Origin of the sequence: Labrenzia sp. PHM005 (genome assembly GCF_006517275.1) — a bacterium.
GTDB lineage: Bacteria > Pseudomonadota > Alphaproteobacteria > Rhizobiales > Stappiaceae > Roseibium.
In genome coordinates this window covers 4,227,238-4,251,978 of sequence record NZ_CP041191.1, presented here as the reverse complement: position 1 = coordinate 4,251,978, position 24,741 = coordinate 4,227,238, and the positions used below count along the sequence as shown (strand labels likewise).

Annotated in this window: 24 protein-coding genes; 10 read left to right on the top strand and 14 right to left on the bottom strand. The window is 53.8% G+C overall.

The features are described from left to right. Positions 1-15 precede the first annotated feature (15 nt). A complete protein-coding gene (gene fghA, locus FJ695_RS19215; protein ID WP_141186940.1) occupies positions 16-843 on the top strand; it encodes an S-formylglutathione hydrolase in 828 nt (275 codons plus the stop codon). Between the two features lie 8 nt (positions 844-851). Here the strand turns inward: fghA and FJ695_RS19210 are convergent, their stop codons facing one another. The 8 genes from FJ695_RS19210 to motA form a co-directional block, all read right to left on the bottom strand. Further along, positions 852-1,253 carry a DUF423 domain-containing protein gene (locus FJ695_RS19210; protein ID WP_141186939.1) on the bottom strand — a complete coding sequence of 134 codons (402 nt, stop codon included), beginning with the start codon at positions 1,251-1,253 and terminating at the stop codon, positions 852-854. 63 nt (positions 1,254-1,316) lie between these two features. After that, on the bottom strand, positions 1,317-1,763 hold the full coding sequence (locus tag FJ695_RS19205) for a hypothetical protein (RefSeq protein WP_141186938.1): 447 nt from the start codon (positions 1,761-1,763) through the stop codon (positions 1,317-1,319). A gap of 26 nt (positions 1,764-1,789) precedes the next feature. Next, entirely contained in the window at positions 1,790-2,866 is a 1,077-nt protein-coding gene (gene flhB, locus FJ695_RS19200) for a flagellar biosynthesis protein FlhB (protein ID WP_141186937.1), read from the bottom strand. 55 nt (positions 2,867-2,921) lie between these two features. Continuing rightward, the gene (locus FJ695_RS19195) at positions 2,922-3,986 is read right to left on the bottom strand and encodes a flagellar motor switch protein FliG (RefSeq protein WP_141186936.1); all 1,065 of its coding nucleotides are present in this window, start codon (positions 3,984-3,986) and stop codon (positions 2,922-2,924) included. 67 nt (positions 3,987-4,053) lie between these two features. Further along, positions 4,054-4,446 (bottom strand): flagellar motor switch protein FliN, encoded by a 393-nt coding sequence (gene fliN / locus FJ695_RS19190; protein WP_141186935.1) that lies wholly within the window; start codon positions 4,444-4,446, stop codon positions 4,054-4,056. After that, positions 4,446-5,009: a hypothetical protein gene (locus FJ695_RS19185; RefSeq protein ID WP_168206424.1), complete on the bottom strand. Its 564-nt coding sequence runs from the start codon at positions 5,007-5,009 to the stop codon at positions 4,446-4,448. Before FJ695_RS19185 ends, fliN begins: the two co-directional genes overlap by 1 nt. Next, complete coding sequence (locus tag FJ695_RS19180) at positions 4,990-5,949, bottom strand: flagellar motor switch protein FliM (protein ID WP_141186934.1); 960 nt, start codon at positions 5,947-5,949, stop codon at positions 4,990-4,992. Before FJ695_RS19180 ends, FJ695_RS19185 begins: the two co-directional genes overlap by 20 nt. A gap of 3 nt (positions 5,950-5,952) precedes the next feature. Further along, complete coding sequence (motA, locus tag FJ695_RS19175; RefSeq protein WP_141186933.1) at positions 5,953-6,846, bottom strand: flagellar motor stator protein MotA; 894 nt, start codon at positions 6,844-6,846, stop codon at positions 5,953-5,955. Positions 6,847-7,283: 437 nt separating this feature from the next. On the opposite strand from motA, the gene FJ695_RS19170 reads away from it, so the two are divergent. From FJ695_RS19170 to FJ695_RS19140, 7 genes are all read left to right on the top strand, one after another. Continuing rightward, positions 7,284-8,072, top strand: a complete 789-nt coding sequence (locus FJ695_RS19170; RefSeq protein ID WP_141186932.1) for a DUF1217 domain-containing protein — start codon at positions 7,284-7,286, stop codon at positions 8,070-8,072. 3 nt (positions 8,073-8,075) lie between these two features. Next, a complete protein-coding gene (flgF, locus tag FJ695_RS19165) occupies positions 8,076-8,807 on the top strand; it encodes a flagellar basal-body rod protein FlgF (protein ID WP_141186931.1) in 732 nt (243 codons plus the stop codon). Continuing rightward, positions 8,804-9,559: a hypothetical protein gene (locus FJ695_RS19160; protein ID WP_141186930.1), complete on the top strand. Its 756-nt coding sequence runs from the start codon at positions 8,804-8,806 to the stop codon at positions 9,557-9,559. The genes flgF and FJ695_RS19160 overlap by 4 nt, the downstream gene beginning before the upstream one ends. Next, the gene (locus FJ695_RS19155; protein ID WP_141186929.1) at positions 9,528-10,874 is read left to right on the top strand and encodes a FliI/YscN family ATPase; all 1,347 of its coding nucleotides are present in this window, start codon (positions 9,528-9,530) and stop codon (positions 10,872-10,874) included. Before FJ695_RS19160 ends, FJ695_RS19155 begins: the two co-directional genes overlap by 32 nt. 299 nt (positions 10,875-11,173) lie before the next feature. Next, a complete protein-coding gene (locus FJ695_RS19150) occupies positions 11,174-11,968 on the top strand; it encodes a response regulator transcription factor (protein WP_141186928.1) in 795 nt (264 codons plus the stop codon). A gap of 709 nt (positions 11,969-12,677) precedes the next feature. Then, positions 12,678-14,189 (top strand): sensor histidine kinase, encoded by a 1,512-nt coding sequence (locus tag FJ695_RS19145; RefSeq protein ID WP_209010726.1) that lies wholly within the window; start codon positions 12,678-12,680, stop codon positions 14,187-14,189. Between the two features lie 7 nt (positions 14,190-14,196). Beyond that, positions 14,197-16,434: an EAL domain-containing protein gene (locus tag FJ695_RS19140; protein WP_209010725.1), complete on the top strand. Its 2,238-nt coding sequence runs from the start codon at positions 14,197-14,199 to the stop codon at positions 16,432-16,434. 98 nt (positions 16,435-16,532) lie between these two features. Here FJ695_RS19140 and FJ695_RS19135 read toward each other — a convergent pair whose 3' ends face one another. The 6 genes from FJ695_RS19135 to FJ695_RS19110 form a co-directional block, all read right to left on the bottom strand. Beyond that, positions 16,533-17,486: an alpha/beta hydrolase gene (locus FJ695_RS19135; RefSeq protein WP_141186926.1), complete on the bottom strand. Its 954-nt coding sequence runs from the start codon at positions 17,484-17,486 to the stop codon at positions 16,533-16,535. A 307-nt stretch (positions 17,487-17,793) separates the two neighbouring features. Next, positions 17,794-18,999, bottom strand: a complete 1,206-nt coding sequence (gene glp / locus FJ695_RS19130) for a gephyrin-like molybdotransferase Glp (protein WP_141186925.1) — start codon at positions 18,997-18,999, stop codon at positions 17,794-17,796. Next, complete coding sequence (gene moaC, locus FJ695_RS19125; RefSeq protein WP_141186924.1) at positions 18,999-19,511, bottom strand: cyclic pyranopterin monophosphate synthase MoaC; 513 nt, start codon at positions 19,509-19,511, stop codon at positions 18,999-19,001. The genes glp and moaC overlap by 1 nt, the downstream gene beginning before the upstream one ends. 7 nt (positions 19,512-19,518) lie before the next feature. After that, positions 19,519-20,331, bottom strand: coding sequence for an indole-3-glycerol phosphate synthase TrpC (gene trpC, locus FJ695_RS19120; RefSeq protein ID WP_141186923.1), 813 nt, complete (start codon positions 20,329-20,331; stop codon positions 19,519-19,521). Between the two features lie 4 nt (positions 20,332-20,335). Next, the gene (gene trpD / locus FJ695_RS19115; protein WP_141186922.1) at positions 20,336-21,349 is read right to left on the bottom strand and encodes an anthranilate phosphoribosyltransferase; all 1,014 of its coding nucleotides are present in this window, start codon (positions 21,347-21,349) and stop codon (positions 20,336-20,338) included. A gap of 1 nt (position 21,350) precedes the next feature. Further along, complete coding sequence (locus FJ695_RS19110) at positions 21,351-23,411, bottom strand: SurA N-terminal domain-containing protein (protein ID WP_209010724.1); 2,061 nt, start codon at positions 23,409-23,411, stop codon at positions 21,351-21,353. 48 nt (positions 23,412-23,459) lie between these two features. Here FJ695_RS19110 and tpiA point away from each other — a divergent pair, with 48 nt between their 5' ends. Then, positions 23,460-24,218, top strand: a complete 759-nt coding sequence (gene tpiA / locus FJ695_RS19105) for a triose-phosphate isomerase (RefSeq protein ID WP_141186921.1) — start codon at positions 23,460-23,462, stop codon at positions 24,216-24,218. A 110-nt stretch (positions 24,219-24,328) separates the two neighbouring features. Further along, positions 24,329-24,712 carry a preprotein translocase subunit SecG gene (secG, locus tag FJ695_RS19100; RefSeq protein ID WP_141186920.1) on the top strand — a complete coding sequence of 128 codons (384 nt, stop codon included), beginning with the start codon at positions 24,329-24,331 and terminating at the stop codon, positions 24,710-24,712. Positions 24,713-24,741 lie beyond the last annotated feature (29 nt).

The following is a 24,741-nucleotide window of genomic DNA, read 5'->3' as shown; positions in this document are numbered from 1 at the left end:
TCTTATGGAGTTTCCATGAAAACCCTTTCTGAAAACAAATGTTTTGGCGGTGTGCAGGGTGTTTACAGCCACGAAAGCACGGCAACGGACTGCGAAATGACCTTTGCAGTCTATCTACCGCCGCAAGCAGAAAAAGGCCCGGTACCCTGTCTGTGGTACCTGTCCGGCCTGACTTGCACTCATGAAAACGTCATGACCAAGGCAGGGCTGCAGGCGCATGCCGCTGAATTTGGACTTGCACTTGTATTCCCGGACACCAGTCCGCGCGGCGACGGTGTTGCCAATGATGAGGCCTACGATCTGGGGCAGGGCGCTGGCTTCTACGTCAATGCGACAGAGGCTCCCTGGGCGCCGCACTTTCAGATGGAAACCTACATCGCCGGTGAGTTGCGTGATCTGATCCAGGAGGAATTCCCGGTCTCAATCCATCACGGCATCACCGGGCACTCCATGGGCGGTCATGGCGCGATGACCTTGGCGATGAAATACCCCGGGCATTATCAGTCGCTCTCGGCGTTTTCTCCGATTGCCAATCCGAGCCAATCCGATTGGGGCCGCAAACAGCTTGGCGCCTATCTCGGCAACGACGAAAGCCTGTGGGCCGCGCACGATACGGTGAGCCTGTTGAAGACCAAAGGCTGGGTGCACGACATCTTGGTCGACCAGGGCGCGGACGATCAGTTTTATGATCTTCTCAAGCCCGAAGCTCTGGCCGCGGCATTATCGGAGACAAAAACGGCCAACAACTTCCGTCTACACGCAGGATACGATCATTCCTACTACTTCGTCTCGACCTTTGCCCGCGATCATGTTGCTTGGCACGCGGAGCGCTTAAAAGGCTGATACGGAGTTTATTTCGGACGGACGCGGATCGCGCTTAAGGCTAGTGCGATCCATCCTAAAATAATCAGCATGCCGCCAGTTGGGGCCGCCATGGCAAACAGTCGGCCGCCGACAAAGACGCGCGCGATCAAATCGCCGCTGAACAAAAAGATCCCGCCAACCATCAATAGGAAAACGACCGGGAGAAACGGCACACGCCGCGCTTGCGCCAACAGGCCAAGACCCAAAAGAACCGGGGCGTGAAACAACAGCATTTGAGCCGATGTTTTTAAAAGACCGCTTGAATCCGCATGCGCTGACAGAGCGAGCAGCGTCACTCCCGCTGCGCCGATCAAACCGCTGAGGATGATCGAAATTCGCAAGAGTTTTGAAGTTGGTATGGGCTCTGAATTCGGCGCTTGGGCGGTCATGGATAAAAGCTTCTCGTTCCTAGAGCATTTCCCGATTAGATAGGCTAATACCCGCAAGAGGAATTACTTCAGGCGGGCATCTTTCAAAGCCTCGAGCATAAGCTCGGTTTCCCGTACCGGGTCGCCGCCAGCGTCAGGAACTTCTACATAAGACACGGTCACCGAGTTATCGGGCGACGCCAATATGACGGTGAAGTAAATCCACACGCCTTTGTTCAGGAACTCCAGATCCAGTTTGATCTGCGGACGTGTCGCCCAATCCAAATCAGCTTGGCCGGCCATGGAATAGCGCAGCGTATCTTCTTTGAAGAAGAGCTCGGCGGAGGTTTTCACCAGATCCGCGATGTTGGCGTGCTGTTCCAGCCGGATGTAGGCTGCAAAATCTAGGACATCGACCAGCTTCAGATCCTCGATAAAGCCGGTCAGTGTTTCCGCAATTGCGGTCTGCCGTTTGCGGTTTCTCAGATCCACAGCCGGTTCCACAGCGGCCGCCCCGCGCGGGTTACTCATGTCCAAGCCCTCCAGAATTCAACGCTTTATACAGCGGTCTTGGATTGGCGTGAATAAACGAAACAGATAATTTCCGCAACGGCGCGATAGAACTCCGGCGGTATCATCCGCTCGACTTCTGTGGCCGCATAAAGTGATCGGGCCAACTGACGATCCTCAATCACCGGAATGTTGTTCGTTTCTGCAATTTCACGGATTTTTAGGGCGATCAGATCTTGCCCTTTGGCAACAACCATTGGAGCCGGGTTCTTTTCTCCGTCATACTTGAGCGCAACGGCAAAGTGCGTCGGATTGGCCACCACCAACGTCGCCTCCGGCACGGCTGACATCATCCGGCTACGGGCCCGGTCGCGGGCCAGTGAGCGCTGGCGTGCCTTGACGATCGGGTCGCCTTCCATCTGTTTGTGTTCGTCCTTGATCTCCTGTTTGGTCATGCGCAAGTTCCGCCGCCAATGCGATCTGGACCAAAGCACATCCACGGTCACCAGCAGGATTGTCACGATGCAGACGCCGGAAATCAGCCGCAGGGAGATCTGCAGGATGGTTTCGGGAAGGGCGCTTGGGTCGGTGAACATGGCGTTGATCAAATCCGCTTCATGAGTGCGGAACTGGCCGTAGGCCACCGCGCTGACCGCGCTGAACTTGAAAACGGCCTTAAGAAATTCGACCAAGCCCTGGGCGCCGAAAATCCGCGTCCAACCTTTTTTGAGCGACAGTTTGCTGAGTTCGGGTTTGATCCGGTTGGGAACAATGCGCGGCTTGTTCTGGAGGAACGCCGATGCCAAGCCAGCTGCCGACAGAATAGCGATGATTGGCGCCATGAACAGGCCCACTTTGATGGACAGGCTGTGTGACAGCATGAGTGCATCTGCGCTGTTACCAAGGTCCAATCCTCCCGATAAATCCAGGAGATGCGCCAAGTCCGAAACCAGCTGGCGCACTCCAGCTGTTAAAGCAAAACCACCGATCAGCAGGGTTGCGAGAAACATGGCGAGGACCGGTGCCTCTTTGGAGACAGGCGTGTTGCCTTTCTCAATCGCATCCTGGATTTTCTTCTCAGTAGGTTCCTCTGTTTTTGAGTCCTTATCTGCTTCCTCCGACATAGGTCCGCGTTTTCCCTACACTGGCAGACCGTCGGAGCCATTAAGGCGGTATTGCTTAGGCAAAAAACGCCCCTTCGTCCTGTTTCGGATTGAGCTCGATTTCGCCGCGCCCAGCCATTTCCAACGCGAGGTTGGTGATCGAACTGCGCGCCTCCAGGACATCACGCTGCGCCGCCGGCTCGCCGGCAGCCAGCTCGTGCTCGGCAATCCGTCGAGCACGCGAAGTCATGGAGGAAAGCACCACTTCGCGGAATTCCGCGGTTGTGCCTTTTAAGGCCAGAACAATCCGGTCGGCGGGGATCTGGTCGAAGATCGCCATGCGGGTGCGGGCGTTGAGGTTCGAGATGTCGTCGAAGGTGAACAACAGACCTTTCAGAAGTTCGGCCGTCTTCGGTTTAATTTCATTGAGGTTTTCAAGTGCATCCTCCATGTGATCGCGCTCCATCTTGTTCAAGATGTCAGCCATGCGGGCATGGGAGTCGGCTTCCAGCGTTCCGGACAAATTGAGCATGAAGTCTTCATGCAGGGTTTTTTCCACGTCGCGCATAATTTCCGGAACAACAGCCTTGATCGACAGCATCCGGCGGACGAGCTGGTTGCGCATATCGGCACTGACGTGGCTGAGGACTTTCGCGGCTGCGCTTGGTTTGATTTTGGTCAGAATGAGCGCGGCCGTCTGCGGGTGCTCCTTGAGCAGATAATTGGCGAAGACGGTTTCGGAGACCGTTGTCAGCCGGTCCCATATCGAGCGGTTGGAGTTGCCGTGAACATCCGACATGATGTCAGCCAATTCCTCGTCAGGCAAAACGCCCTCGAGCATTTTTTCGACTTCATTGGCCGATCCGAACAAAGTAGTGCCATTGGAAAACTGATCGATAAAGTCTTCCGCCAGTTTGTCCAATTCCGTTGATGCGACCGTCCCAAGCTGGGCCGCGCTCACCGTTATCATACGGATTTCTTCCTGATCGAAGTGGCGCAGCAACCGTTGCGAACTGGTGCGTCCAAGCGACAAGAGCAGGGCGGCAACACGCTGAACCCCATTAAGGCGCCGAACCGGTGGCGCCGGCGGTTTGGGTATGGCGGCGGCAGGCGCCGGGGCAGCTGTGGCTGGGCTTGTCATTCTTGCATGATCCTCAAAAGGAGCCTGGGCAATTTGTAGGTTTAAAGGCTTGGCTGGCAACCAGACCTCAGATTTCGAGAGGGCTAGTCTGGGAGCTGATGATCTCGGTCAGAGACACGCCGAAACGGGAGTTATCGTCTTCCACGACAACCACTTCGCCGCGGGCAATAACACGGCCGTTGACAACAATATCGATTGGTTCACCGACCCGGTGGTTGAGCGGAATGACGGCACCGCGCCCAAGTTTGAGAAGATTGGAAACCAGCATTGTTGCCGAGCCCAAAACCACTTGGATATTGACCGGAATACCGAGAATGGTGTCGAGGTTGCGGTCATCACCCATTGTGTCATCTGCGCCGGTTTTCTCCGGAGCTTCGACGGTGGCGAAATTGGCCGCTCCCGCCGGCTTAATGGTTGCACCGGTTTCAACATCAACGTTTTCGATAATCGTGTCGGACATTAGAAAGTATCCTTTTGGTTCATTGAGACGGAGCGGAACGGGCTTCCAAGTGTGTTGTCGATTTTATGGACCCGGGTCGGTGTTTTAGGACCGCCGGTCCCCCGGTGAATAACCGGTGCATCTTGTGGGGAGCTTGCCGAATCTGGTGCTGAACGATGAGCTGGGTCGACATCGCCGCCATAAAGCTCCAAATCGTCCCGGGTTGGCGTGAATCTGTCCGCTTTCTGCATGAGCGCCGTAGACTTGGAGAGTTCCTTGAGTTCGGACTTTAGGACCGACTGCTGGCGCTTGGCTTCGCGGGTCAGCGCGTCAATTTCTGCGATCAAATCGCGTGCATCATCCATCCGGCTGCCGAGGGCGTTTAGGATCTGAGCGCCCTTGACGTTGATTTCCTGAATGGAGACTTCAATGCCGTCCAGGGCCAGAGCCGTCTGATCAAAGATGCGCTGATAGTCTTCATGGTAAGACCCAAGTCGGCGCAGATCTTTGTGCATCTGCACCATGCGGATGGTGGTTACGACCAGTGCCAGCAGCAGCACACCGTCAACGATTGCGGAGATCATCGAAAAGATCCTTTTCTTCCTCGTGGATGAGTTCTTCGATCTGCAGGGTGTAGGATCCGTCCAATTGTCCGAGCTGGCAGGTGAAGATCGGCTGTTCGTTGCAGGCCAGCGTCACTGGCGTGCGGGCTGTTGCCTGCAATTCAATCACCTGGCCGACTTCCAGATTGGACAAGTCCCCGAGGTTCATTTCGCGTTCTTCGAGGATCGCTTCCAGCTTGACCTCAGTTCTCTGGATCTCGTTGTGGAAATGCTGCGTCCATTGTTTGTCGCGGCCGGACATTTCCCCGGACAAGACTTGTGACAGGCGTTGGCGGAGCGGGTTCAAGGTCGCATGCGGTAGCACGACAAAGACTTCACCACCGCGCCCGATGGCCTGCTGCAAGAGCCGTCCGACGACTGCTGGATTGTTGCTGCGGCCGACAACGGCAAAGTCCATGCGGCTTTCGATCCGTTCGATCTTCAGCGTTGTTTCTGCGATTGGTGCGAACGATTCCGCCAAAGCTTTGGCAGCGACTTCAAATATTGTCCGGGCAATCCGCGTTTCAATGTTGGAAAATGGACGTTCTTCGTCAACCGGAGGTTCCGTGCCGTCGGCACCAAACAGGACATCGACGAGCGTGAATATGAAATCCCGGTCGAAGCCGACGAGAACCCGGGCGTCCCATTCCGGCGAATAGAGCACGGCGACCAGAGCGTTCGATTCAAACTCCTCCAGAACATCGCCGATCCGGCTATTTTCGACATAACTGACCGAAATATAGGACGGTGAAGGAGACTTCTGGCGCATCACGTCGGCCATCAGGCGGGCCATCCGGTCAAACACCACCGGCAGCATGGGTAACCGGTCGACCGAAATTCCAGCTGCATCCAGGAGGCGGTCCGTGATCATTGCCCGTTCGGAATTGGTCGCGGCAGACGTATCAATTGCTTCGTCGAGCATGGTTTAAGCAGCTCCCTGGAGGTCGGGCGTGCTGCTATCAGCAGCGCCGGCGCTCATGGTTTCATTTTCAACTTCATCGATTGTCGGACGGTCGTAGCCGGAAATGGTCTTGCGGCCGTGCTCCAGGGCGATTTGTGGATCGGCGCCGTTCATGAACGCAAGCAGGGTCTGTTTGACTACGATGTAAGTCCGTAACCGGGTTTCTCGAACAGATTTGATCTTCGTCGCGATTGGGCCGAACAGAGAATAGGAAAAGAAAATTCCAACAAAGGTGCCGACAAGCGCTGCGCCAATCAGACTGCCCAATAGCTGGGGGGACTGGTCAATCGCACCCATTGCTTTGATGACGCCGAGAACCGCAGCAATAATGCCGATAGCGGGTAGGGCGTCAGCGACACTGCTCATAGCGTGATACGGTTTCAGCTGGTCGCGGTGAATGGTCTGCAGTTCCTCGTCCACCAGCGCTTCGATCTCATGCGCCCGTGCGTTTCCAACGATGATCAGGCGGAAGTAATCGCAGATAAACGTCGTCATGTTGGCATCGCGCAGCACAGACGGATATTTTTGGAATATCTGAGACGTGCTCGGATCCTCAATATGCGGTTCAACAGCGTTGCGGCCCTTGGCTCTCAGTTCCCGCATCAAGCCGTAGAGAAGGGCGAGGACATCGAGATATTCGCGTTTGGACGGAACTGCGTTGCGAAGTGCGTCGGTGACAGCAACGGTGGTTCCAAGAATGGTCTTCATGGGATTGGCGACGACGAAAGCGCCGATTGCGACCCCCAAGACAATCACGAGTTCCCAAGGCTGCCAGAGAACCAGGACTTTGCCGCCCATGGCCGCAAATCCGCCGATCAGCGATGCCCCAGCAATGAAAAGACCGAGAATAATAGTCACCAAACAGCTCCTATCGGGTGAGGTTTTGACTGTGTTGATGACGAAACTAGGAGCTGAGACTTGTCTGAAGCTGACCGATTAGAGCGCCGGGCGTAAACGTGAAAACGTTTGGTGGCTTTGGGCGGTTTATCCGGATAGGCGCGGCACGCAACGCGATGCGGGGCATCGGCAAGAGGTGCAACGCAGCCGGCGGAACGCCAAAAGCCACCCGGAGGGCCTCGTCTCATTGGCCAGCTGGCGTGCGTTGGCCCACCCTAATGGTGCCAGCACCACTGCGGGCGTCCCGCCTTGCCAGCAAACAAATGAGACGGGTCAAACGCTTCCACGTTTTCGCCCGGCGCCCTAAAAAAACCGGCCCGGCCAAATTCGGTCAGCCTGGCGTAAGCTAGCGCGGTGAGTGTGCGATCGAAGAAATTCCCCGCTTAAAGGACGCGGATATGATCAACACACTCACACAAGTTCAATTGGTTCGAAGCAACATGGACCGCTCACTCGAGACAATCGCATCCGATCCAACTGTTGAACGCCAAACTGAGTATTACCGGGATAACATCCGCAATATTAAGTCCGTGGATGACTTTCTCGCTGATGACCGCATCTTCCGGTACGCTATGTCAGCGATGGGCCTAGAAGATATGATTTACGCGAAGGCCTTTATACGTAAGGTGCTGGAAGAGGGGACTGCATCCAGCGATACATTCGCGAACCAGCTTGTTGATAAGAGATACGCGGCTTTTGCAGAGACCTTCAATTTTGCAAGTTTTGGTGAGGCCGCCACATCGTTCGAGCGCACTCAGGAAGGTATTGTCGATAAATTCCATCGCCAGACCTTGGAGACCCGTGAGGGCGAGTCCAATCAGGGCGTGCGGTTGGCACTTTATTTCGAACGTAATGCTTCAGACGTCACGAACGCATACGACCTTCTCGCGGATCCAGCACTGTCCCAAGTGGTTTATACCGCTCTGGGAATGTCAGATGAATTTGCATTGGCCGATATCGACAAACAAGCTGCCTATTTTGATGAGCGGATTGACTACGAGAAACTAAGCGATCCCGACTATCTATCTGACTTTCTCGGCCGGTTTTCAGCGCTTTATGATCTCAAAAATGGACCTCAGGCTGTCTCGTCACCAACGCTTGAGGTCTTTGCTGGCGGCACTGGTATGGTTTCCATGAGCGAAAGCCTTCTGTCCAGCCTTCAATCCTTTAAGCTGGGCGGGAGCTAAGATATGCAATCTTCCCTTTATGTCGCCCTGTCAGCACAGGTTGCCTTGTCGAACCGCCTGGAAACGGTATCGCGCAATGTCGCCAATATGAATACAGCGGGATACCGCGCGGACGAAATAAACTTTGCCGAACTGGTCTCCAAGGCTGGACCGGACAAAGTCAGCTTTTCCAGTGGTGGCGAAAACTATATTTCCCGCCAAGGCGGCAGTCTCAACAAGACGGACAATCCCTTGGATCTCGCTGTCGAAGGTGAGGCATGGTTTGCCATTCGTGATGGCAACGGCACACTGTCCTATACACGGGACGGACGGCTTCAAATGGCCAATGACGGCACGTTGAAAACAGTGACCGGCCAGCAGATCCTTGGCGCAGGCGGTCAGCCCATCCAGCTAAACCCCGAAGCCGGAGCGCCTTTGATCACGCAGAACGGTGATATCGTGCAAGGTGATGGTGATATTACCGGTCAAATCGGTCTTTTCCTGATCCCGGAGGACGCAAAACTTACCCGCAGGGACAATTCAGCCGTAATCCCGGACAAGCCCGTCACGCCGGTTCAGGTTTTTGACAAGAACGCTGTCCGGCAAGGTTATGTCGAAGGCGCCAACATAAATCCGGTCCGCGAAATGACCAAGATGATCATGATTACACGTGCTTTTGAAAGCGCGACGAAGATGATCGACATGGGCAATCAAAGCCAGGAAAAGGCGATCCGTGAACTTGGGGCAACGTCATGAGTGCGGTTGCCGGGGTGGCACCAGCGTTTGAGGATCCTTCTCCGCAGGCCGTTTATCGGCAGTACGTTGCAACCGCAAATCGGCGCGATATGGCTTCAAACTCATCTGACGCGTCTTTCGGATTTGCCGACTTTATCGATGTCATCAATCCGCTGCACCACCTCCCGGGCGTGTCGCAACTCTACCGGGCTGCGGTCAATGATCAGATTTCCGAGGAAGCCAGCTACACTGGCAAAGCTCTTTACGGATTTGCATTGGGTGGGCCTATCGGTATCGGCTTGATGATGGCTTTTGATGCCTTGAGTGGACAAAAAGGCGGTGCACAGGAGATAGGGCCAGCCGGCGATGAACCTCCGCTTGCCAATGATCAGAGTTCGCCGGATGGCCCCGAAAACACATCTCCATCAAAACCGGGTCAGGCGCAAATTGTTACAAACGCCGGTTTATTGGGTGAGACCGTTGCTGCTGCAACGCAAGACGCGGCCGGTTTGCCGTTCGATTTAACCCAGTTTGGGAACACTGCTGGGAGCACCGCAGCTTTAGAGGCGGCCTCACAATTGAAGATACCGGAACCGGGGCGGGTCCGCAGTGTTCCAGATTTGGAAAGTGTTGAAGCGGCGGTAAAACAAAAATTGCCGGATCAAGACGAACTCGCTCGGCTTGCCACACATAAATCCAATCATTTGTCCCTTGATGTTTTGAAAGTTCTTCAGGAGCGCCATGCAAAGCTCACAGCATCTCAACAGTCTTGATCAGATCACGGCCTCTTTGGCAGCCCTAGAAACAGAAGTCGGTCACGTCAAATTGAGTGGCCAGGTAACCCAAGTCTCCGCCGAAGCCATCCGGGTTTCCGGACTGTCGCGTGTCGTTTGTTTGGGAGATCTTGTTAAATTTGAAGGCCGCTCTGGTGTGCGACAGGGCGAGATTATCCGTTTGGAACAAAAAGATGTTGTGGTCAAACCAATGGAGCGGGTGTCCGATATTGGCATCGGTAGCACAGCATCTGTCATGGGGGGCCTGGCTATTCACCCAGATATGAGCTGGCGCGGGCGGGTCATCAACGCGCTCGGAGACCCGATCGACAGCAGGGGAAACTTACATCACGGTGTTGAAGCATTTCTGCTAGACCGGGCGCCTCCGCCGGCCATGAACCGGGAAAAAATCTCCGAAGGAGTAAAAACCGGCGTCCGTGTGATTGACTTGTTTACACCGCTTTGCGTTGGTCAGCGCATTGGTGTCTTTGCAGGCTCTGGCGTCGGTAAATCCACATTGCTTGGAATGTTGGCAGGGTTCGGTGATTTCGACACAGTGGTTGTCGGCCTTGTTGGGGAACGTGGAAGGGAAGTCCGGGAGTTTATTGACGACATTCTCGGAGAGACGATCAAATCTTCTGTCGTTGTTGCCTCGACTGGCGATGAAAGTGCCATGCAGCGCCGCCTTGCGCCCAAAACAGCAATGAGCGTTGCGGAGTATTTCCGGGCCCAGGGACACAAAGTCTTGCTCATTTTGGATTCGGCCACCCGGTTTGCGCATGCTGCCCGCGATGTCGCCTTAGCCGCTGGCGAACCACCGGTCGCACGCGGGTTTCCGCCAAGTGTCTTTGCAGATTTGGCGCGTTTGATCGAAAGGGCAGGGCCGGGCCATAGTGGTGAAGGCTCAATCACCGCGATATTTTCCGTCCTGGTTGATGGCGATGACCACAATGATCCCGTCTCTGATACCATCCGCGGGCTGCTCGACGGGCATATTGTTCTGGACCGGAAAATCGCTGAAGCCGGCCGCTACCCCCCCGTCGAAATCTTGAAATCGACGTCACGGCTAGCATCGCGCGCATGGACCGGCGAACAGCAAGAGCTGATCCACAGGATCAAGGGACTGATTTCCCAGTATGAAGACACTAAGGACCTTCGGATGATGGGCGGCTTCCAAGCCGAAGGTGACGAGCTGTTGGAAAAAGCTTGTCGATTGGTGCCCAAAATCCATGAGGCCATGCGCCAGGGCGCCCAGCAGACCATTCCTGCAGACCCATTTGCAGAATTGGCGCATGCTTTGTCCGCTGACCCGTAAACCAATTTCCAATATTCCATGTAAAAGTGACAGGGAGCCGCTTTATCTTGCGGCTCTTGTCGTATATAAACTGTCAAATGCAGTCCGAAAGCGTGGAAAATAGAGCTATTAACTGATTTTATTCAATTTTTCTATTATTTTATACGCAATATAGTCTCAGATTTATTTAGTTTTTTGTGTGGATATAAGCCGCTGGCTTACTAATACTGAGCAATTAAAGTGATCCCCTCGGAAGAAATGTTGACCTCGCGACTTGGTAATTTTACCCATATTGCATCGCAACTTTAGGGGGTTTGATTATGTTTATTATCGTTGACGAGCGAGAGATCGTCACCAGTGGATATGCCGCGGCATTCGAACGTGAAGGCTATGCTTCACTTGAACTTTTGCCCACAGAATTGCCTGACTGGTTAGAAACTGGGTGTTCTAAAGATCTTGCCTCTGTTGATGCTATTTTGATTGGCGAATGCGTGGAGCGGACGACCTTTGTAGGCCAGATCAGAAGCCACTGTCCGGAAGCGCAAGTTGTTGCGCTGGAGGATGCTGCCAGTTTGCAGGGCACGCTTGATCTGTTCTCAGCCGGGTTTGACGAGGTTCTGAGAAAGCCAGTGCATGTTCGTGAAATTATCGCCCGTTTCGGCGTGTTCCGCCGCCGTGTAATGGCTCGGGATACCTCATCTGAGGCCGGGGCAATTGAAGTGTTTTTCGACGGCCGGGATCCAAAAGTTGGCGGTGAGGTTATGGAGTTGCCTCGCCGTGAGCGCCGGATACTCGAATACCTCGTAAAAAACAAAGGCCGCCGGGTGACTAAGACGCAGATATTCAATGCGGTCTATGGTGTTATGAATGAGGGTGTAGATGAGTGCGTGGTGGAAAGCCATATCTCAAAACTGCGAAAGAAACTTAAGCGTGAACTCGGTTTCGACGCGATCGAATCCACCCGTTATATCGGGTACATGTTGAAGGATGGGGGTGGGGCCAAACGATTGGTGAGCGACCACTCCCGGGCTACTTCAATGCGGCAAGCAGTTATCCCACCCATGCCTGCCTTAAACAAACGCGAACTGGTTTTGGCTGTCGAGAATGCGGGTTGATCTGCCGTTGTGTTGCAGCAAGCGTTTTGCCCCCTAAAGCTTGGCGTGTTTTAGACTGCGGCACACGGCTACTTGTTGTGGACCTTCCGAGCACGAGTGACACTAATCGGGAGGTGCCATCCGACCGGTAATCCGACCGGCGCTCGGGTACATAATTGAGGACTTTAAGGTCGACACTGCCATTTTTTCTTCGAGGCAGTAGCACGTATTCGTAAGACTGCGACGTTTGCAGGGCCTTGCCGGGATGTCCGGGAAAACGTTCTGTAGACCGGATTAATAATCCTGCCAAGCTCAAGCGTAGGTGATAATGTCGAACGCGCATCCAAAAAAAGTGAAATGAATGCCGAATATAGGCGTAAGTAACAATTGTGTTTTATGAAAAATTTAGAAAACTAGTTCAAGCTCTTTAAAAGCGCCGGGGTTGAGAAACTTGCCGAATCTGTTCCCCAAGGCCTGTCTAACGTTGTTGGAGTTAGAATGATCCGGGATTATTTTCACGGAAATGGAGTGAATTGCCTAGGCATTTGTTTCAATCTAGCCGCGCTTGTCCAAGACGCGGCATACTCTAGGAAACAGCAGTCCCAATGTCCATGGCTCCGATCAGGGGAGCATTGAATTGAGCGCGAGTACCAGTTCGTCTTTGCCGTTCGCTGCATCTGAGATGGGCCGCAACAGTCTGTCGCGGACCTTTATTGTTTATACCCTTGGTTTGTTTGCCGTTCTGGGTGTGATTTTCATCGGCATATTGACGAAGATCACATGGGATTCTTCTCATGCCAGAGCTATCCGGGTCACCGAGGCATTTTTTCAAGCGACAAAACGGCCGTTCGAACGGGCGATCTGGACTGTGAACGCAGATGCGACACTTCAACTCATTCGTGGACTTGAGAGTTTGGAGGTTGTTGAGACGGTTTGGGTGGAAACGCCAGATACCGGCAACTTTGGTGATCCGCCTTCGGTGGATAGGCGCCGGTCGGCTTTGAGTTATACTCTCAATTCCCCAAGTACGATCCTGCATAAAGATATGATCGGGCAGGTTTTTATCCTGATTGACCGGAATTCAATATCTTACGAAATCGTTTCGACGGTTGGGTTTATCGTCACTGCAATTATCGTCTACTTGTTGTTGCTGGCCTTCGTGATCCGGGGGATTTTCCATCGATTGATTGGATTGCCGTTGTCGGAAATTGTGGCTTACTTATCCACGCCGCGTCTGATTGAAGATCCGCCTACACAACCGCTGATGCCGGGCCGCGCCGACGAAATCGGTATTCTAGCCTCAAGTCTCCAATCTATGGTGCAGCGTAGACATTTGGATTTGCAAAAAATTCAAGAATACCAAACTAACCTGGAAGAACTTGTAACGCACCGAACGGAGCAGCTTAAATTGGTGCAGGAAGAACTGATCCAGGCAGATAACCTTGCTGCGCTTGGTTCCTTGGTCGCCGGCGTGTCTCATGAACTGAACACTCCGCTTGGCAACGCTTTTATGGCTGCAACCACGATCAAGGATTCCGCAACGCATTTGGATCATGAGCTCGAGAAGCAAACCTTAAGTAAGGACGTCTTGGAAGAAGAGGTCAATCGGATTTCAGAAACCGCTTCGATAATCGAAAAGACTTTGGCCCGAGCCCGTGAACTCGTCGGCAACTTCCGCCAGGTGGCTGTCGATCGGCAGAGCGAGAAGATGCGTGCGTTTAATTTCGATCACATCATTCGTGAAACGTTGGCGACGCTTCAGCCAACCTTACAGAAAACACCGTATAAGCTTGAACTTGAACTGGATGCCGATCAAGTCATCGACAGTTATCCCGGAGCGGTGAGCCAGCTTGTTTCCAACTTTGTCGAAAACGCTGTTAAACATGCTTACGAGGGCAGGGATCACGGAACAATCCGGCTGTCGTCGAGGGTTGAAGAGCGAGAACCTGCCGGCGGGGGCGTGGCAGAAAAACACATTGTGTTTAAGTGTCTTGATGATGGGGTCGGCATTCCGGAGAAAAATTTGAAGAAGGTCTTTGAGCCGTTCTTTACTACGAAATTCGGCAAGGGAGGGTCGGGGCTCGGCATGGCAATTTGTTACCAACTTGCAACCGAAGCCTTGAACGGTATGATTTCGGTGTCCTCCAAAGTTGGACACGGTACGGAATTCACAATTGAAATCCCTGTCACAGAACCTGAAGCGAAAAAGGCGCAAAAAATAACAAGAAAGAAGGTGCACTGAGATGGTAATGGATTTTTTGGCGCCTTCTGAGCCTAAAGTAGTCAATGAGCTGGAGAAGCCGTGGAAGGTGTTGATCGTCGACGACGATCCTGATGTACATGAAGTCACGCGCATTGCTGTTTCCGGCACCAAATTTGAAAACCGGCCTTTCAGACTTTTGCATGCCTTGTCAGCGCATGAAGCCAAAGAAATTCTTCGAGAACATGACGACATCGCAGTCGCTCTTGTTGATGTGGTTATGGAAAGCGATACTGCCGGTCTCGGATTGGTAAGTTGGATTCGTGATGATATTGGCAACCGGTTTACCCGTCTAATTCTGCGGACCGGGCAGCCCGGTTATGCGCCGCAAACAGACGTCATCATGAAGTTCGACATAGACGGGTACGCAGAAAAAGCTGAGTTGTCCCGCACCAAACTAATCACAGCGATTGTCACGGCTTTGCGCGGTTACAAACTGGTTATGTCGCTTGAAACCAACCGCCGCAAATTGAAGGAACTCAACGATCATTTTGCTGAGATCGTGCAGCAAAATGCCCTGAGTGAATTTGCTGCTGCGGTATTGGAACATTTCACTTCGCTTATCGATAAACCGGTTGACTGCCTGCTGTGCGGTTTTGAAACGCTGCCGGAATACATCGGCGCAGATAAAGCCGATATTCGTGTGTTATCTGCCCGCGGCGTACACGAAGATAAAGTTGATCTTCCGTTGGATGTTATAAGCAGTACGGAAATCCGTCAGACAGTGCACCAGTGTATTGAAACTCAGGAGATTTGCTCTGGCAGTGACGGTGTAGCCCTTCCATTGGTCACCCGTAACGGCATGTCTGGCGCACTCTTTATGGGGACGAGCTACGCGAACCTTGAGGAATCTATTGGCACTGAAGTTGTGCAGCTATTTATGTCCAATGCCGCTCTCGGGTACGAAAAAACTGGGCTCTTAGAGCACATCCGGAACCTCGCCTATGTCGACCGATTGACCGGTTTGTCCACGTTTTCTGGTTTTTTGGAGGCCTACTACCGCAACACATTGACCGCTTCGAAGTTGCTCGTGGTCCATGCTGATATTCAGCGATTCCGTATTATTGTAGACGGTATCGGCGATGAGAAGGCTTCTGGCGTCTTGAAAAAGACAGGACATCGTCTGTCGCGGACGTTCCCGGACGCCCTGTCAATTGCCCGGAAAGAAAAAGATGAATTCTTGATCCTTTTGAAAGGTGGAGACGACGAGGATATTCAAGACGTGGTCTCGCGGATTGAGCGTGCTTTCCAAGAACCAATTCGACTTGATGACACTCAATTGATGCTTAGACCGCGGCTTGGGTTTGCCCAATCGTCTGGCCCAGCCGATACTGCGGAGCTTGTCGCAAGTCAGGCTTCGATTGCGCTGAATGATGTCCGTCAGAACGCCAACATGAGCCACGCAGTGTTCAATCCTCAGATGCAGGAAGAAGCGTTCGAGCGTCTACGCCTAGCGTCTCTGTTGACTGGCGGTGAGGATCAGACAGAATTCTCTGTTCACTATCAACCAATTATGTTGGCCAGGGACGAAAGTATTGCTTCTTTTGAAGCTCTCATGAGGTTCCGTAATCCTGGAGGCGCATTCCTCAACACCGCACGAATGATTGATGCGGCCGAAACCAGTGGTCAGATCACTGAAATCGGGGCATGGATGTTCCGCAATTCTTTCGCGGAATTTAGTAAAATGGATGGAGTTGGTGACCATGTGACGCTCAATGTCAATTTGTCACCGAGACAAGTTCATGCAAAACGGATCTACAAAGACATTGAAGATGCCGCAAACAACGCGTCTCTACCCCTCAGCCGTCTGGTTTTTGAGGTAACGGAAGGGTTGTTCCTGAGCAATGATCAAGTAACTCTGGATCTGCTTCATTGGCTTCGAAATCGCGGAGCAAAAGTGGTGATCGATGATTTCGGCACCGGGTATTCGTCGCTTGCTTATCTACGCAAACTGCCGGTCGATGGCATAAAAATCGACCGGAGTTTCATTATGTATATGGATCAGGACCCAGATGCTTTGGCGGTGGTCAAATCGATTATTGCGGTCGCGCAGGCACTTGATCTCAATGTCACAGCCGAAGGTGTGGAGAATGTTGCGCAGCGGCAAATCATGCAGGAACTAAACTGTACCCATCTGCAAGGGTACTTGTATTCTAAACCGCTGGACACTGCAGATTTGAACAATTTCATTAGTAAGGCTATCGGCCCTGGAGTAGCCTACGGGTAATCGAAGAATTGGCTTCGCACGAACTTAAATCTAATACACATTTGTAATCCAGCCATGAACGAATGACCGCGATACGTAGGTCCAGCGTAGCAGACCACTCATTGATGTGTTGCGCGGTACAGCCAGCGGACCGCCCGTGTGAAATTGATTGGGAACGCGAGCGTGTGATCAATGTCGGCTATGATATTGTCGCGCAGCTTTAGACTAGGAAAGTTTCGGCTTCGCAAGTTTTCCAAGAACTGGGTCTGGTCATCAACCATTCCAGCCTCCGCTTCCCCTATGCCGAAGTAGACAGTAGCATCTAGGTCATTGTGTTCATTTGCGTATCTTCTCTCAAGGTGAAGCATTGCCTTTTTGTTGAGCCAGAGGGACGGACTCGAGATGATGAAGTTTCTAAATAGGCCTGGGTTCTCGAACAACACCCATGTTGCAAAGAGACCACCGAATGAATGGCCCGCAAGCGTCCGCTGAGAAGGATCTGCACGGTAGTTTGTTTCAACAAACGGGATCAGTTGGTTTTCAATGAAAGTCAGGTATTCACCTGCGCCGCCTGTTGGTCCGACAACGGTTTTCCAAACACCGGAGGCATTCGGCGTATAATCCCAGGTTCGGCTTCTTTTTCCGGTTTCACCAGACGCATAGGAAATGCCAACGAGAATTATCTGTTCATATAGATTTTCATAATCAGGGGTATGCGTAATGCCGGACGCGATCTGAAATGTGTAAGGGCCGTCATTCAGATAGACGACCGGATAGTATCTTTCTTTGTCTTGAGCAGTATTATAGCCGCGAGGTGTTTTAACAAATATGGAATAGTCGCGGCCAGTTTCCTTGGAATACACAGTGTGTATATGGGATCTGGGAATAGAAAATCCCTGGTCTGAAGACTGTGCGCTGTTGTTGGCAAGTATTACTAGAGCTGCAAGAGCTCCCAAAATGAAATGCTGTAGTTTCATCCATCTATCCTCTGCAAAAGCAATAACTGAATGACTATCAACGCCCCCCTCAAGAAGACCACTCTTTGAAGCATGGAGAGTAAAAACATATTGCACGATCGAGGATCCGTGGCATCAAACGGGTCGGCCTTTTCGATGGTTCCTTTTCCGTCAGGTCTTGGGAGGGAATGCTCCGTAACTGCTCACAACTCTGTTGTATTTCTCAGTGTTTTCCCTTGTTTGAGGAAATGGACTGGCTTCAACGTGATCAATCGTTGGATTGAGATAACAAATTAGCTTGCGAATTGGTTTTGTAAAAGTGCCGCTGCGTAATTGGGTTACGTGTAGCAGGTTTCAGACGCTGCAAGACATCTACCAAACAAACGCCAAAGTCCGCATAAAAACGGGGCTTCTTTGCAAACTTTCAAAGAACCAGAACTGGAACGGTCGCGCCGGCTGGTTCGGCGGGAGCGTGGGGCGGTCGTATGATCAGTCCACCAGATTTGGCCAAAAGCGCTAGCATAGAGCTGTCCTGTTTGGGGAACGGCGAAGCTACTAACCGGCCGTCATCGTCTTCTGACAGTATTGCCCGCACATAGTCCTGCCGCCGGTCGTTTTCGCCCAAGTCCATCGCTAGAACGGCTTCTTTGGGGCGGCTGTCCAGTTGTGGCATTCCGGTCATGGCGGCCATCAAGGGTTTTAGGAACAACAAACCGCAGACGAGACTGGAGACAGGATTGCCGGGAAGACCAAGGACCTTTGTTTTACCGAGGCGTCCGGCCATGAGCGGTTTGCCTGGCCGCATGGCAATCCGCCAAAAGGCGAGATCCATGCCCTTGTTGCCAAGAACATCTTGCACCAGATCATGATCGCCGACGGAGGCCCCACCCAAGGTCACCAGAATATCGGCGTCTTCCCGCAGCGCCCGATTGACATGTTCGGCCAATGCCTTGGGTTCATCTGGCGATATGCCGAGATCAATCGGTTCACCGCCGCAATCCTCCACCATGGCGGCAATGCCGGCATGGTTTGATGCAATGATCTGGTCGGGACCGGGCTCAGTACCTGGCCGGACCAGCTCATCCCCGGTTGCTAGAATGGCGACTTTGGGTTTGCGGACAACGGGCAGCGTAGCATGGTTCATGGCAGCGGCCAGAGCCAAGTGCCGGTAATCCAATTTGAGCGGCGGCTTTAAAAGAACATCGTCTTTTGAAAAATCCAGTCCCGCAGGGCGGACAAAAGCCCCTTTGCCGGGAGCAATTTGAACCGTTATGCGGTCGCCGTCTCGTTCAGCGTTCTCCTGGATCAGGATTGTATCAGCGCCATCTGGAACTGGTGCCCCGGTGAAGATGCGAACCGTTTGGCCGTGTCCAACGCTTCCCGCAAAACCGTGTCCTGCAGGGGCTTCGCCGATGACCTCAAGACTGGGCTTAGATCCAACTAAATCCTCATGCCTGATGGCGTATCCATCCATTGCAGAGGCTGCAAAGGGGGGCTGTGTCCGGGTGGAGGCGAGGGGCGCGCCCAAAAAACGGCCATTGGCGTCGGCCAAAGATACATGTTCCGCGTCAAGCGGTGTGACACCGGCAAGAAGCTTCTCAAGTGCCTCGGAAACGGGCATCAGGCTCATCAAGTGCCGCCCTCGCTGCCGTCTTTTTCAAGTGTCCAGTGACCGGACTTGCCGCCCGCCTTTTCAACAAGGCGGATATCACCAATCACCATGCCGCGGTCGACCGCCTTGGCCATGTCATAGATCGTCAAGCAGGTCAGAGAGCAGGCGGTGAGCGCTTCCATCTCAACCCCGGTCTGGCCACTGACTTTTGTTGTCGCGGTGACGATCAGGCCGGGTAGGGCATCATCTGGTTCAATATCGACACTCACCTTGGACAACATCAGCGGATGGCAGAGAGGGATCAGTTCGTGGGTTCTTTTGGCCGCCAGAATGCCTGCGATCCGGGCAGTTCCGATAACATCACCCTTTTTGGCATTACCGGAACGGATCAGGTCCAGGGTTTCCGGCCGCATGGACACGCTGCCACGGGCGACAGCTATTCTATGCGTCACGGACTTTTCCGAAACATCGACCATATTGGCCGCGCCAGCTTCGTCGAGATGGGTCAAATTAGAAGTTTGGTCTGCCATTCTGCGATTACACTGCCTTGGACAACGTCTCGCGGGCAAGCAGGGATTTGGTCGCACCTGCAACATCATCCTGGCGCATCAGACTTTCCCCGATCAGGAACGTCGAAATGCCAACCTTGTTCATCCGCGCCAGGTCAACCGGAGTAAACAGTCCGGATTCGCCAACGATTATCCGCTCATCCGGAACTTGCGGCGCCAACTCTTCGCTGGTTTCCAGCTTGGTTTCGAAGGTTTTTAGATTGCGGTTGTTGATGCCCATAAGCGGGGAGGAGAGTTTTAGCGCCCGCTCCAGCTCCTCTGCATTATGTACTTCCAGAAGAACATCCATGCCGAGGTCAAAGGCTGTATCTTCAAGCGCTTTTGCGGTCGCGTCATCGATGGCTGCCAGGATGATCAAAATGCAGTCGCCACCCCAGGCCCGGGCCTCATAGACTTGATAGGGGTCATAGAGGAAATCCTTGCGCAGCGCCGGAAGGGACACAGCGTCACGAGCGGCTGTCAAAAACTCCGGTTTGCCTTGAAAGGACGGCGTGTCGGTCAAGACAGAGAGGCAGACCGCGCCGCCGTCTTCATAGGCTCTAGCCAGCAGCGGCGGGTCAAAGTCATCACGGATCAGCCCTTTGGACGGGCTGGCCTTTTTGATTTCGGCAATTAGTGCATAGTCACCAGCTGCGTGTTTGGCCTCAATTGCTTTTTGAAAGCCACGCGGTGCACTGACGTCCTTGATGCGGGCTTTGAGATCGTCCAAAGAGGTCTGAGCCTTGGCAGCCGCGATTTCCTCGCGCTTGTAAGCCTCGATTTTCTGTAAGATATCCGCCATCTAATTATCCGTTCGAGGCCGCGACCAATTTGTCCAATGTGTCGGAGGCAGCGCCGGTGTCAATCGACTGTGCCGCCATGGCCACACCGTCCTTCAGACTGCCGACTTTATCCGCCACCAGAAGGGATGCTGCTGAATTGAACAACACAATGTCCCGATAGGCGTTCTTTGCCCCCGCCAGAACGTCGCGCAAAGCCTTGGCGTTTTCGGCTGGTGTGCCGCCTTTTAGATCTTCAAGCTTTGCTTCCGGCAGTCCCGCATCGGATGGTGTGATTTCAAATGACCGGAGCGCACCGCCGCTTAGCTCGCAGACATAGGTCGGCCCTGTCGTGGTGATCTCGTCCATGCCGTCGGAGCCATGCACGATCCAGACTTTTTCTGAGCCAAGTTCTTTCAAAGCCTCAGCGACCGGCTCAACCCATTTGCGGTCAAAGACACCGGTCATCTGTCGCTTGACACCGGCCGGGCTGGAAAGAGGCCCAAGGAGATTAAAAATCGTCCGTGTGCCAAGTTCCATTCGTGTCGGGCCGACATTCTTCATGGCTGCATGATGGAGCGGCGCAAACATGAAGCCGATCCCGGATTTGCCGATGCATTCAGAGATCTTTTCCGGCCCGATTTCAATGTTTATGCCAAGCTCAACCAAGGCTTCCGATGAGCCGGACTTGGAGGAGAGCGAACGATTGCCGTGTTTGGCAACCGGAACGCCGCATCCTGCGACCACAATGGCCGTGCAGGTCGAGATGTTGTAGCTGCCGGAGTTGTCGCCGCCTGTGCCCACGATATCGATGGCATCTGCAGGCGCTTCGACCGGCAGCATCTTGGCGCGCATGGTCGCGACTGCGCCGGTGACTTCTGGCACAGTTTCGCCGCGTACGCGCAGAGCCATTAGGAAACCGCCGAGTTGAGACGGGGTGGCCGAACCGCTCAAGATGATATCGAAGGCGTTCCGCGCCTCATCGAAGCTCAGCGACTCGCCATCAGCGACCTTTGCAATAAAGTCCTTAAAACCCTGCATTCTACATTCCGTAGCTGTTGTGAGCGGTGCCGTCCTGGTTGAGGCCGATGACCTGAGCGATACCGGCATCGTTGATTTCAATGCCCGCACGGTTTTCCTGTTCTGAAACGAACAGATTGACCAAGGACCGCTGGAACTGCTCAGACAACTGATTTTTAAGTGCCTGGGCTTCAGGTGAAGCTGCATCAAAATCCGGAATGGATGTGGCTGCGACTTTCAGGATAACCCGGCCATTGCCATCGGCCGTCGCTGCGGACGCAACTGTTCCTGTTGGGCCTTCAAAGACGGCGCTTAAGGCTTCCCGGCCAAGGTCGCCGGTCGGCTCTGAACGGGTCACACCTTGTGCGTTTTGAATAGACAGGCTTTCTTCGGCGGCCAGATCGGCAAGAGATGTGCCGCTTTCTGCCTTTGCCAGCACGTCCGTGGCTTTAGTGCTCAAGCGTTCATTCAGCTGATCTTCTTTCCAGGCCGTCACGACATCTGCGCGGACTTCGTCCAGATCGCGGTCACGAACCGGGGTTACCTTGGTAACGTCGTACCAGAGGTAGCCACGTGAGCCGATTTGAAGGACGTCGTTCTCAACGCCTATGTCGCTTTCAAAAATTCCAGCCAGGAGCCCATCTGCATCTGGCAGAATTGCGTCCGTCCCGACAGTGGATTTGCCGGCACTGTCAAATGACCCAGTGGATTTGACCGGTAAGGAAAAACGTTCCCCGATCTCATCAAGAAGTGCGCCACCTGCGCGGGCATCTTCAATTTCGTCGAGAAGATCGAGAATTTCGCGCTCTGCTTGCTCAAGAGAGAGCTCTTCGATCAGCTCGGCCTTCACATCCGCAAACGGTGTCGTGCTGGCCGGAAGAATTTCTTCAACATTGACAATGACTGTTGAAAACCGGCCTTCAACCGCCCCGCTGGATTGGCCTGCGCCAAGTCCAAAGACGGCTTCGCCAATGGCTTCATCAAGAAAATCGTTCCGGGCCATCACGCCGAGCGCGACGTCGTTGTTGCTGAGGTTCCGGTCAGCCATGACATCTGCAAAGGACTTGCCGCCAGCCAGTTCATCGGCAGCTGTTCTGGCGTCGTCTGCAGAGTTGAATGACATTTGACGGACGCGGCGGCGCTCCGGTTCAGCGTAGTTGCCGATCCGGCGGTCATACTCTGCCTTGGCATCTTCTTCGGTAATGTCTTCCGGGCGGGCAAGTGCGGATGGGACAAGTTCGACATATTTGATTTCCCGGTACTCCGGTGCGCGGAAACCTGTCTTGTTGTCTTCATAGTAGGCCGCGAGCGCATCGTCGGCCGGCTCTTCGATCTCGCCGATCTGATCTGCCGTGATAACCAGATAATCAACGGCCCGGGTTTCGCGCTGATAAGCATCCAGGGCGGCCAGATAGGCTGTTGGTGCAGTCATGCCGCCAGACAGGCCTTGGACCATCTGGTTACGCTCTGCGCCATTGCGCCGTTCGATGACATATTCATCTTCGCGGTAACCGTTGGCCCGGAGAACTTGCTGCAGCCGACCGCGTTCGTAGCGGCCTGTGGCGCCGGCAAAGGCCGGATCCGCTTGAATGATGGCAGCGAGGCGGTCATCGGAAACACCGAGCTTCAGGTCGGTTGCCGCATTGCTCATGGCAGCTTCTGCAACCAACCGGCCAAGAGCTTGTTGCGGAATGCCAAGCTGCGTGCCTTCAATTGGGGTGAGGGGGCGTCCAAGCTGCTGGCCGATCCGGTTTAAATCCTGGCGGTAAGCCCGGTCGAATTCCATCAGGGAGACTTCGGTTTCTCCTACCGTGGCCGCTGTGTTTTGGCCGAATCCTTGCAGGAAGTCGGTCACACCCCAGATAGCGAAGCTGAAGATCAGCAAGGCGATGAACAGTTTTGCCAACCAGGTACCAGCGCCCTTGCGCAATGCGTCAAGCATGACGTCTCCCGTTTCTTTCTTTTCATTCGGCCCGGACGTAGGGCCGCTGCCCGGCTTCAGACGAAGCGGGCGGATCATAATGAGGCCTTCATATACGAGCAAGACGGCAAGAACAAACATCTTGATGATAAGGCGTTGCATGGCGGCGAACGTTCTGGTCTATAGGCGGAAAATACTCAGGAGAATTGCATGAGCACGCCGATCAAGCCGCTGGTAGCCGGTAACTGGAAAATGAACGGACTGAAAGCCGGTCAAGCCGAACTCCACAAGATGCTGGCCGGTATTTCAGAAGATCTGGCCGACCGTGTGGATGTGATGATTTGCCCGCCTGCGACTCTGATCTCATCGTTTGCGGACAAGATATCCGGCAATCTTATGGCAATTGGTGCACAAGATTGTCATGCGGCGGCCTCGGGTGCTCATACCGGTGACATCTCTGTAGCTATGATCGCTGATGCCGGTGCCAAAGCTGTGATCGTTGGTCATTCCGAGCGGCGGACCGATCATGGCGAAAGCGATGCGGATGTAAAAGCCAAAACCGAAGCCGTCTGGGCTGCAGGTTTGATCGCGATTGTGTGCGTTGGGGAAACCGAAGCGGAACGCAAGGCCGGTGATGCAGTCGCTGTTGTCGAACGTCAGCTCGAAGGCTCTGTGCCGGACGGCGCAACTGCGCTCAACACGGTTATTGCCTATGAGCCGGTTTGGGCCATTGGTACCGGTTTGACGCCGACGGCCGGTGATGTTGAAGAAATACATGAAGCCATGCGGGTTGCTCTGGCGGGCCGGTTTGCTGCTGAAGGCAGCGCTATGCGGCTGCTCTATGGCGGCTCTGTAAAGCCGGGCAATGCGAGCGAATTGATGGCAGTGGAAAACGTTGACGGCGCGCTTGTTGGCGGGGCCAGCCTTAAGGCAGATGATTTCCTGGGCATCCTTGCGGCATACGAATAATGTGCTGAACCTTGACGCTTTAGGAAAGAAGCATCAATTCAAGGGTAGAAAGCGGCGGTCTTGTGGTGTAGAAGGCCGCCAATCTTGTATTTTGAACTGAACGGAAGCCGATGGAAACCGTAGTCATCGTGATCCACCTGATGGTCGTCCTGGCCCTGGTGCTTGTTGTCCTCCTGCAGCGCTCTGAAGGCGGTGCGCTCGGCATTGGCGGCGGTGGCGGCGGTGGCGTCATGTCCAGCCGCGGAACGGCAAACGTTCTGACCCGTGCTACTGGCATTTTGGCGGTCGCTTTTTTCGCAACATCTTTGACGCTCAGCTTGATCGCCAAAAATGAAGAAAGCCCAGCATCTATTCTCGATGCTGCTCCAGTTGCAACAGACGGCGCGCCGGCAGTCCCGGGTGCTGACGTAGATGGCGGCACTGGCGGCGGGATTCTTGATTCGCTCAAACAACAGAGCCAACCTTCTGGGCCGCAGGTTCCAGCCGCTCAATAAGGGAGCGGCGCCGGAAAACCGGCCTATTC

Bases quoted from the DNA above. Each gene is read 5' to 3' on its own strand.
- FJ695_RS19185 (WP_168206424.1), bottom strand. From the start codon at position 5,009: ATGATCTCCGCAATCGTTGACGGTGTGCTGCTGCTGGCACTGGTCGTA.
- FJ695_RS19180 (WP_141186934.1), bottom strand. From the start codon at position 5,949: ATGCTCGACGAAGCAATTGATACGTCTGCCGCGACCAATTCCGAACGG.
- FJ695_RS19150 (WP_141186928.1), top strand. From the start codon at position 11,174: ATGTTTATTATCGTTGACGAGCGAGAGATCGTCACCAGTGGATATGCC.
- FJ695_RS19210 (WP_141186939.1), bottom strand. From the start codon at position 1,253: ATGACCGCCCAAGCGCCGAATTCAGAGCCCATACCAACTTCAAAACTC.
- FJ695_RS19110 (WP_209010724.1), bottom strand. From the start codon at position 23,411: ATGCAACGCCTTATCATCAAGATGTTTGTTCTTGCCGTCTTGCTCGTA.
- FJ695_RS19140 (WP_209010725.1), top strand. From the start codon at position 14,197: ATGGATTTTTTGGCGCCTTCTGAGCCTAAAGTAGTCAATGAGCTGGAG.
- glp (WP_141186925.1), bottom strand. From the start codon at position 18,999: ATGAGCCTGATGCCCGTTTCCGAGGCACTTGAGAAGCTTCTTGCCGGT.
- FJ695_RS19195 (WP_141186936.1), bottom strand. From the start codon at position 3,986: ATGACAAGCCCAGCCACAGCTGCCCCGGCGCCTGCCGCCGCCATACCC.
- FJ695_RS19155 (WP_141186929.1), top strand. From the start codon at position 9,528: ATGCAAAGCTCACAGCATCTCAACAGTCTTGATCAGATCACGGCCTCT.
- FJ695_RS19160 (WP_141186930.1), top strand. From the start codon at position 8,804: ATGAGTGCGGTTGCCGGGGTGGCACCAGCGTTTGAGGATCCTTCTCCG.
- flgF (WP_141186931.1), top strand. From the start codon at position 8,076: ATGCAATCTTCCCTTTATGTCGCCCTGTCAGCACAGGTTGCCTTGTCG.
- trpC (WP_141186923.1), bottom strand. From the start codon at position 20,331: ATGGCGGATATCTTACAGAAAATCGAGGCTTACAAGCGCGAGGAAATC.
- fghA (WP_141186940.1), top strand. From the start codon at position 16: ATGAAAACCCTTTCTGAAAACAAATGTTTTGGCGGTGTGCAGGGTGTT.
- flhB (WP_141186937.1), bottom strand. From the start codon at position 2,866: ATGTCGGAGGAAGCAGATAAGGACTCAAAAACAGAGGAACCTACTGAG.
- FJ695_RS19205 (WP_141186938.1), bottom strand. From the start codon at position 1,763: ATGAGTAACCCGCGCGGGGCGGCCGCTGTGGAACCGGCTGTGGATCTG.
- fliN (WP_141186935.1), bottom strand. From the start codon at position 4,446: ATGTCCGACACGATTATCGAAAACGTTGATGTTGAAACCGGTGCAACC.
- secG (WP_141186920.1), top strand. From the start codon at position 24,329: ATGGAAACCGTAGTCATCGTGATCCACCTGATGGTCGTCCTGGCCCTG.
- moaC (WP_141186924.1), bottom strand. From the start codon at position 19,511: ATGGCAGACCAAACTTCTAATTTGACCCATCTCGACGAAGCTGGCGCG.
- tpiA (WP_141186921.1), top strand. From the start codon at position 23,460: ATGAGCACGCCGATCAAGCCGCTGGTAGCCGGTAACTGGAAAATGAAC.
- trpD (WP_141186922.1), bottom strand. From the start codon at position 21,349: ATGCAGGGTTTTAAGGACTTTATTGCAAAGGTCGCTGATGGCGAGTCG.
- FJ695_RS19170 (WP_141186932.1), top strand. From the start codon at position 7,284: ATGATCAACACACTCACACAAGTTCAATTGGTTCGAAGCAACATGGAC.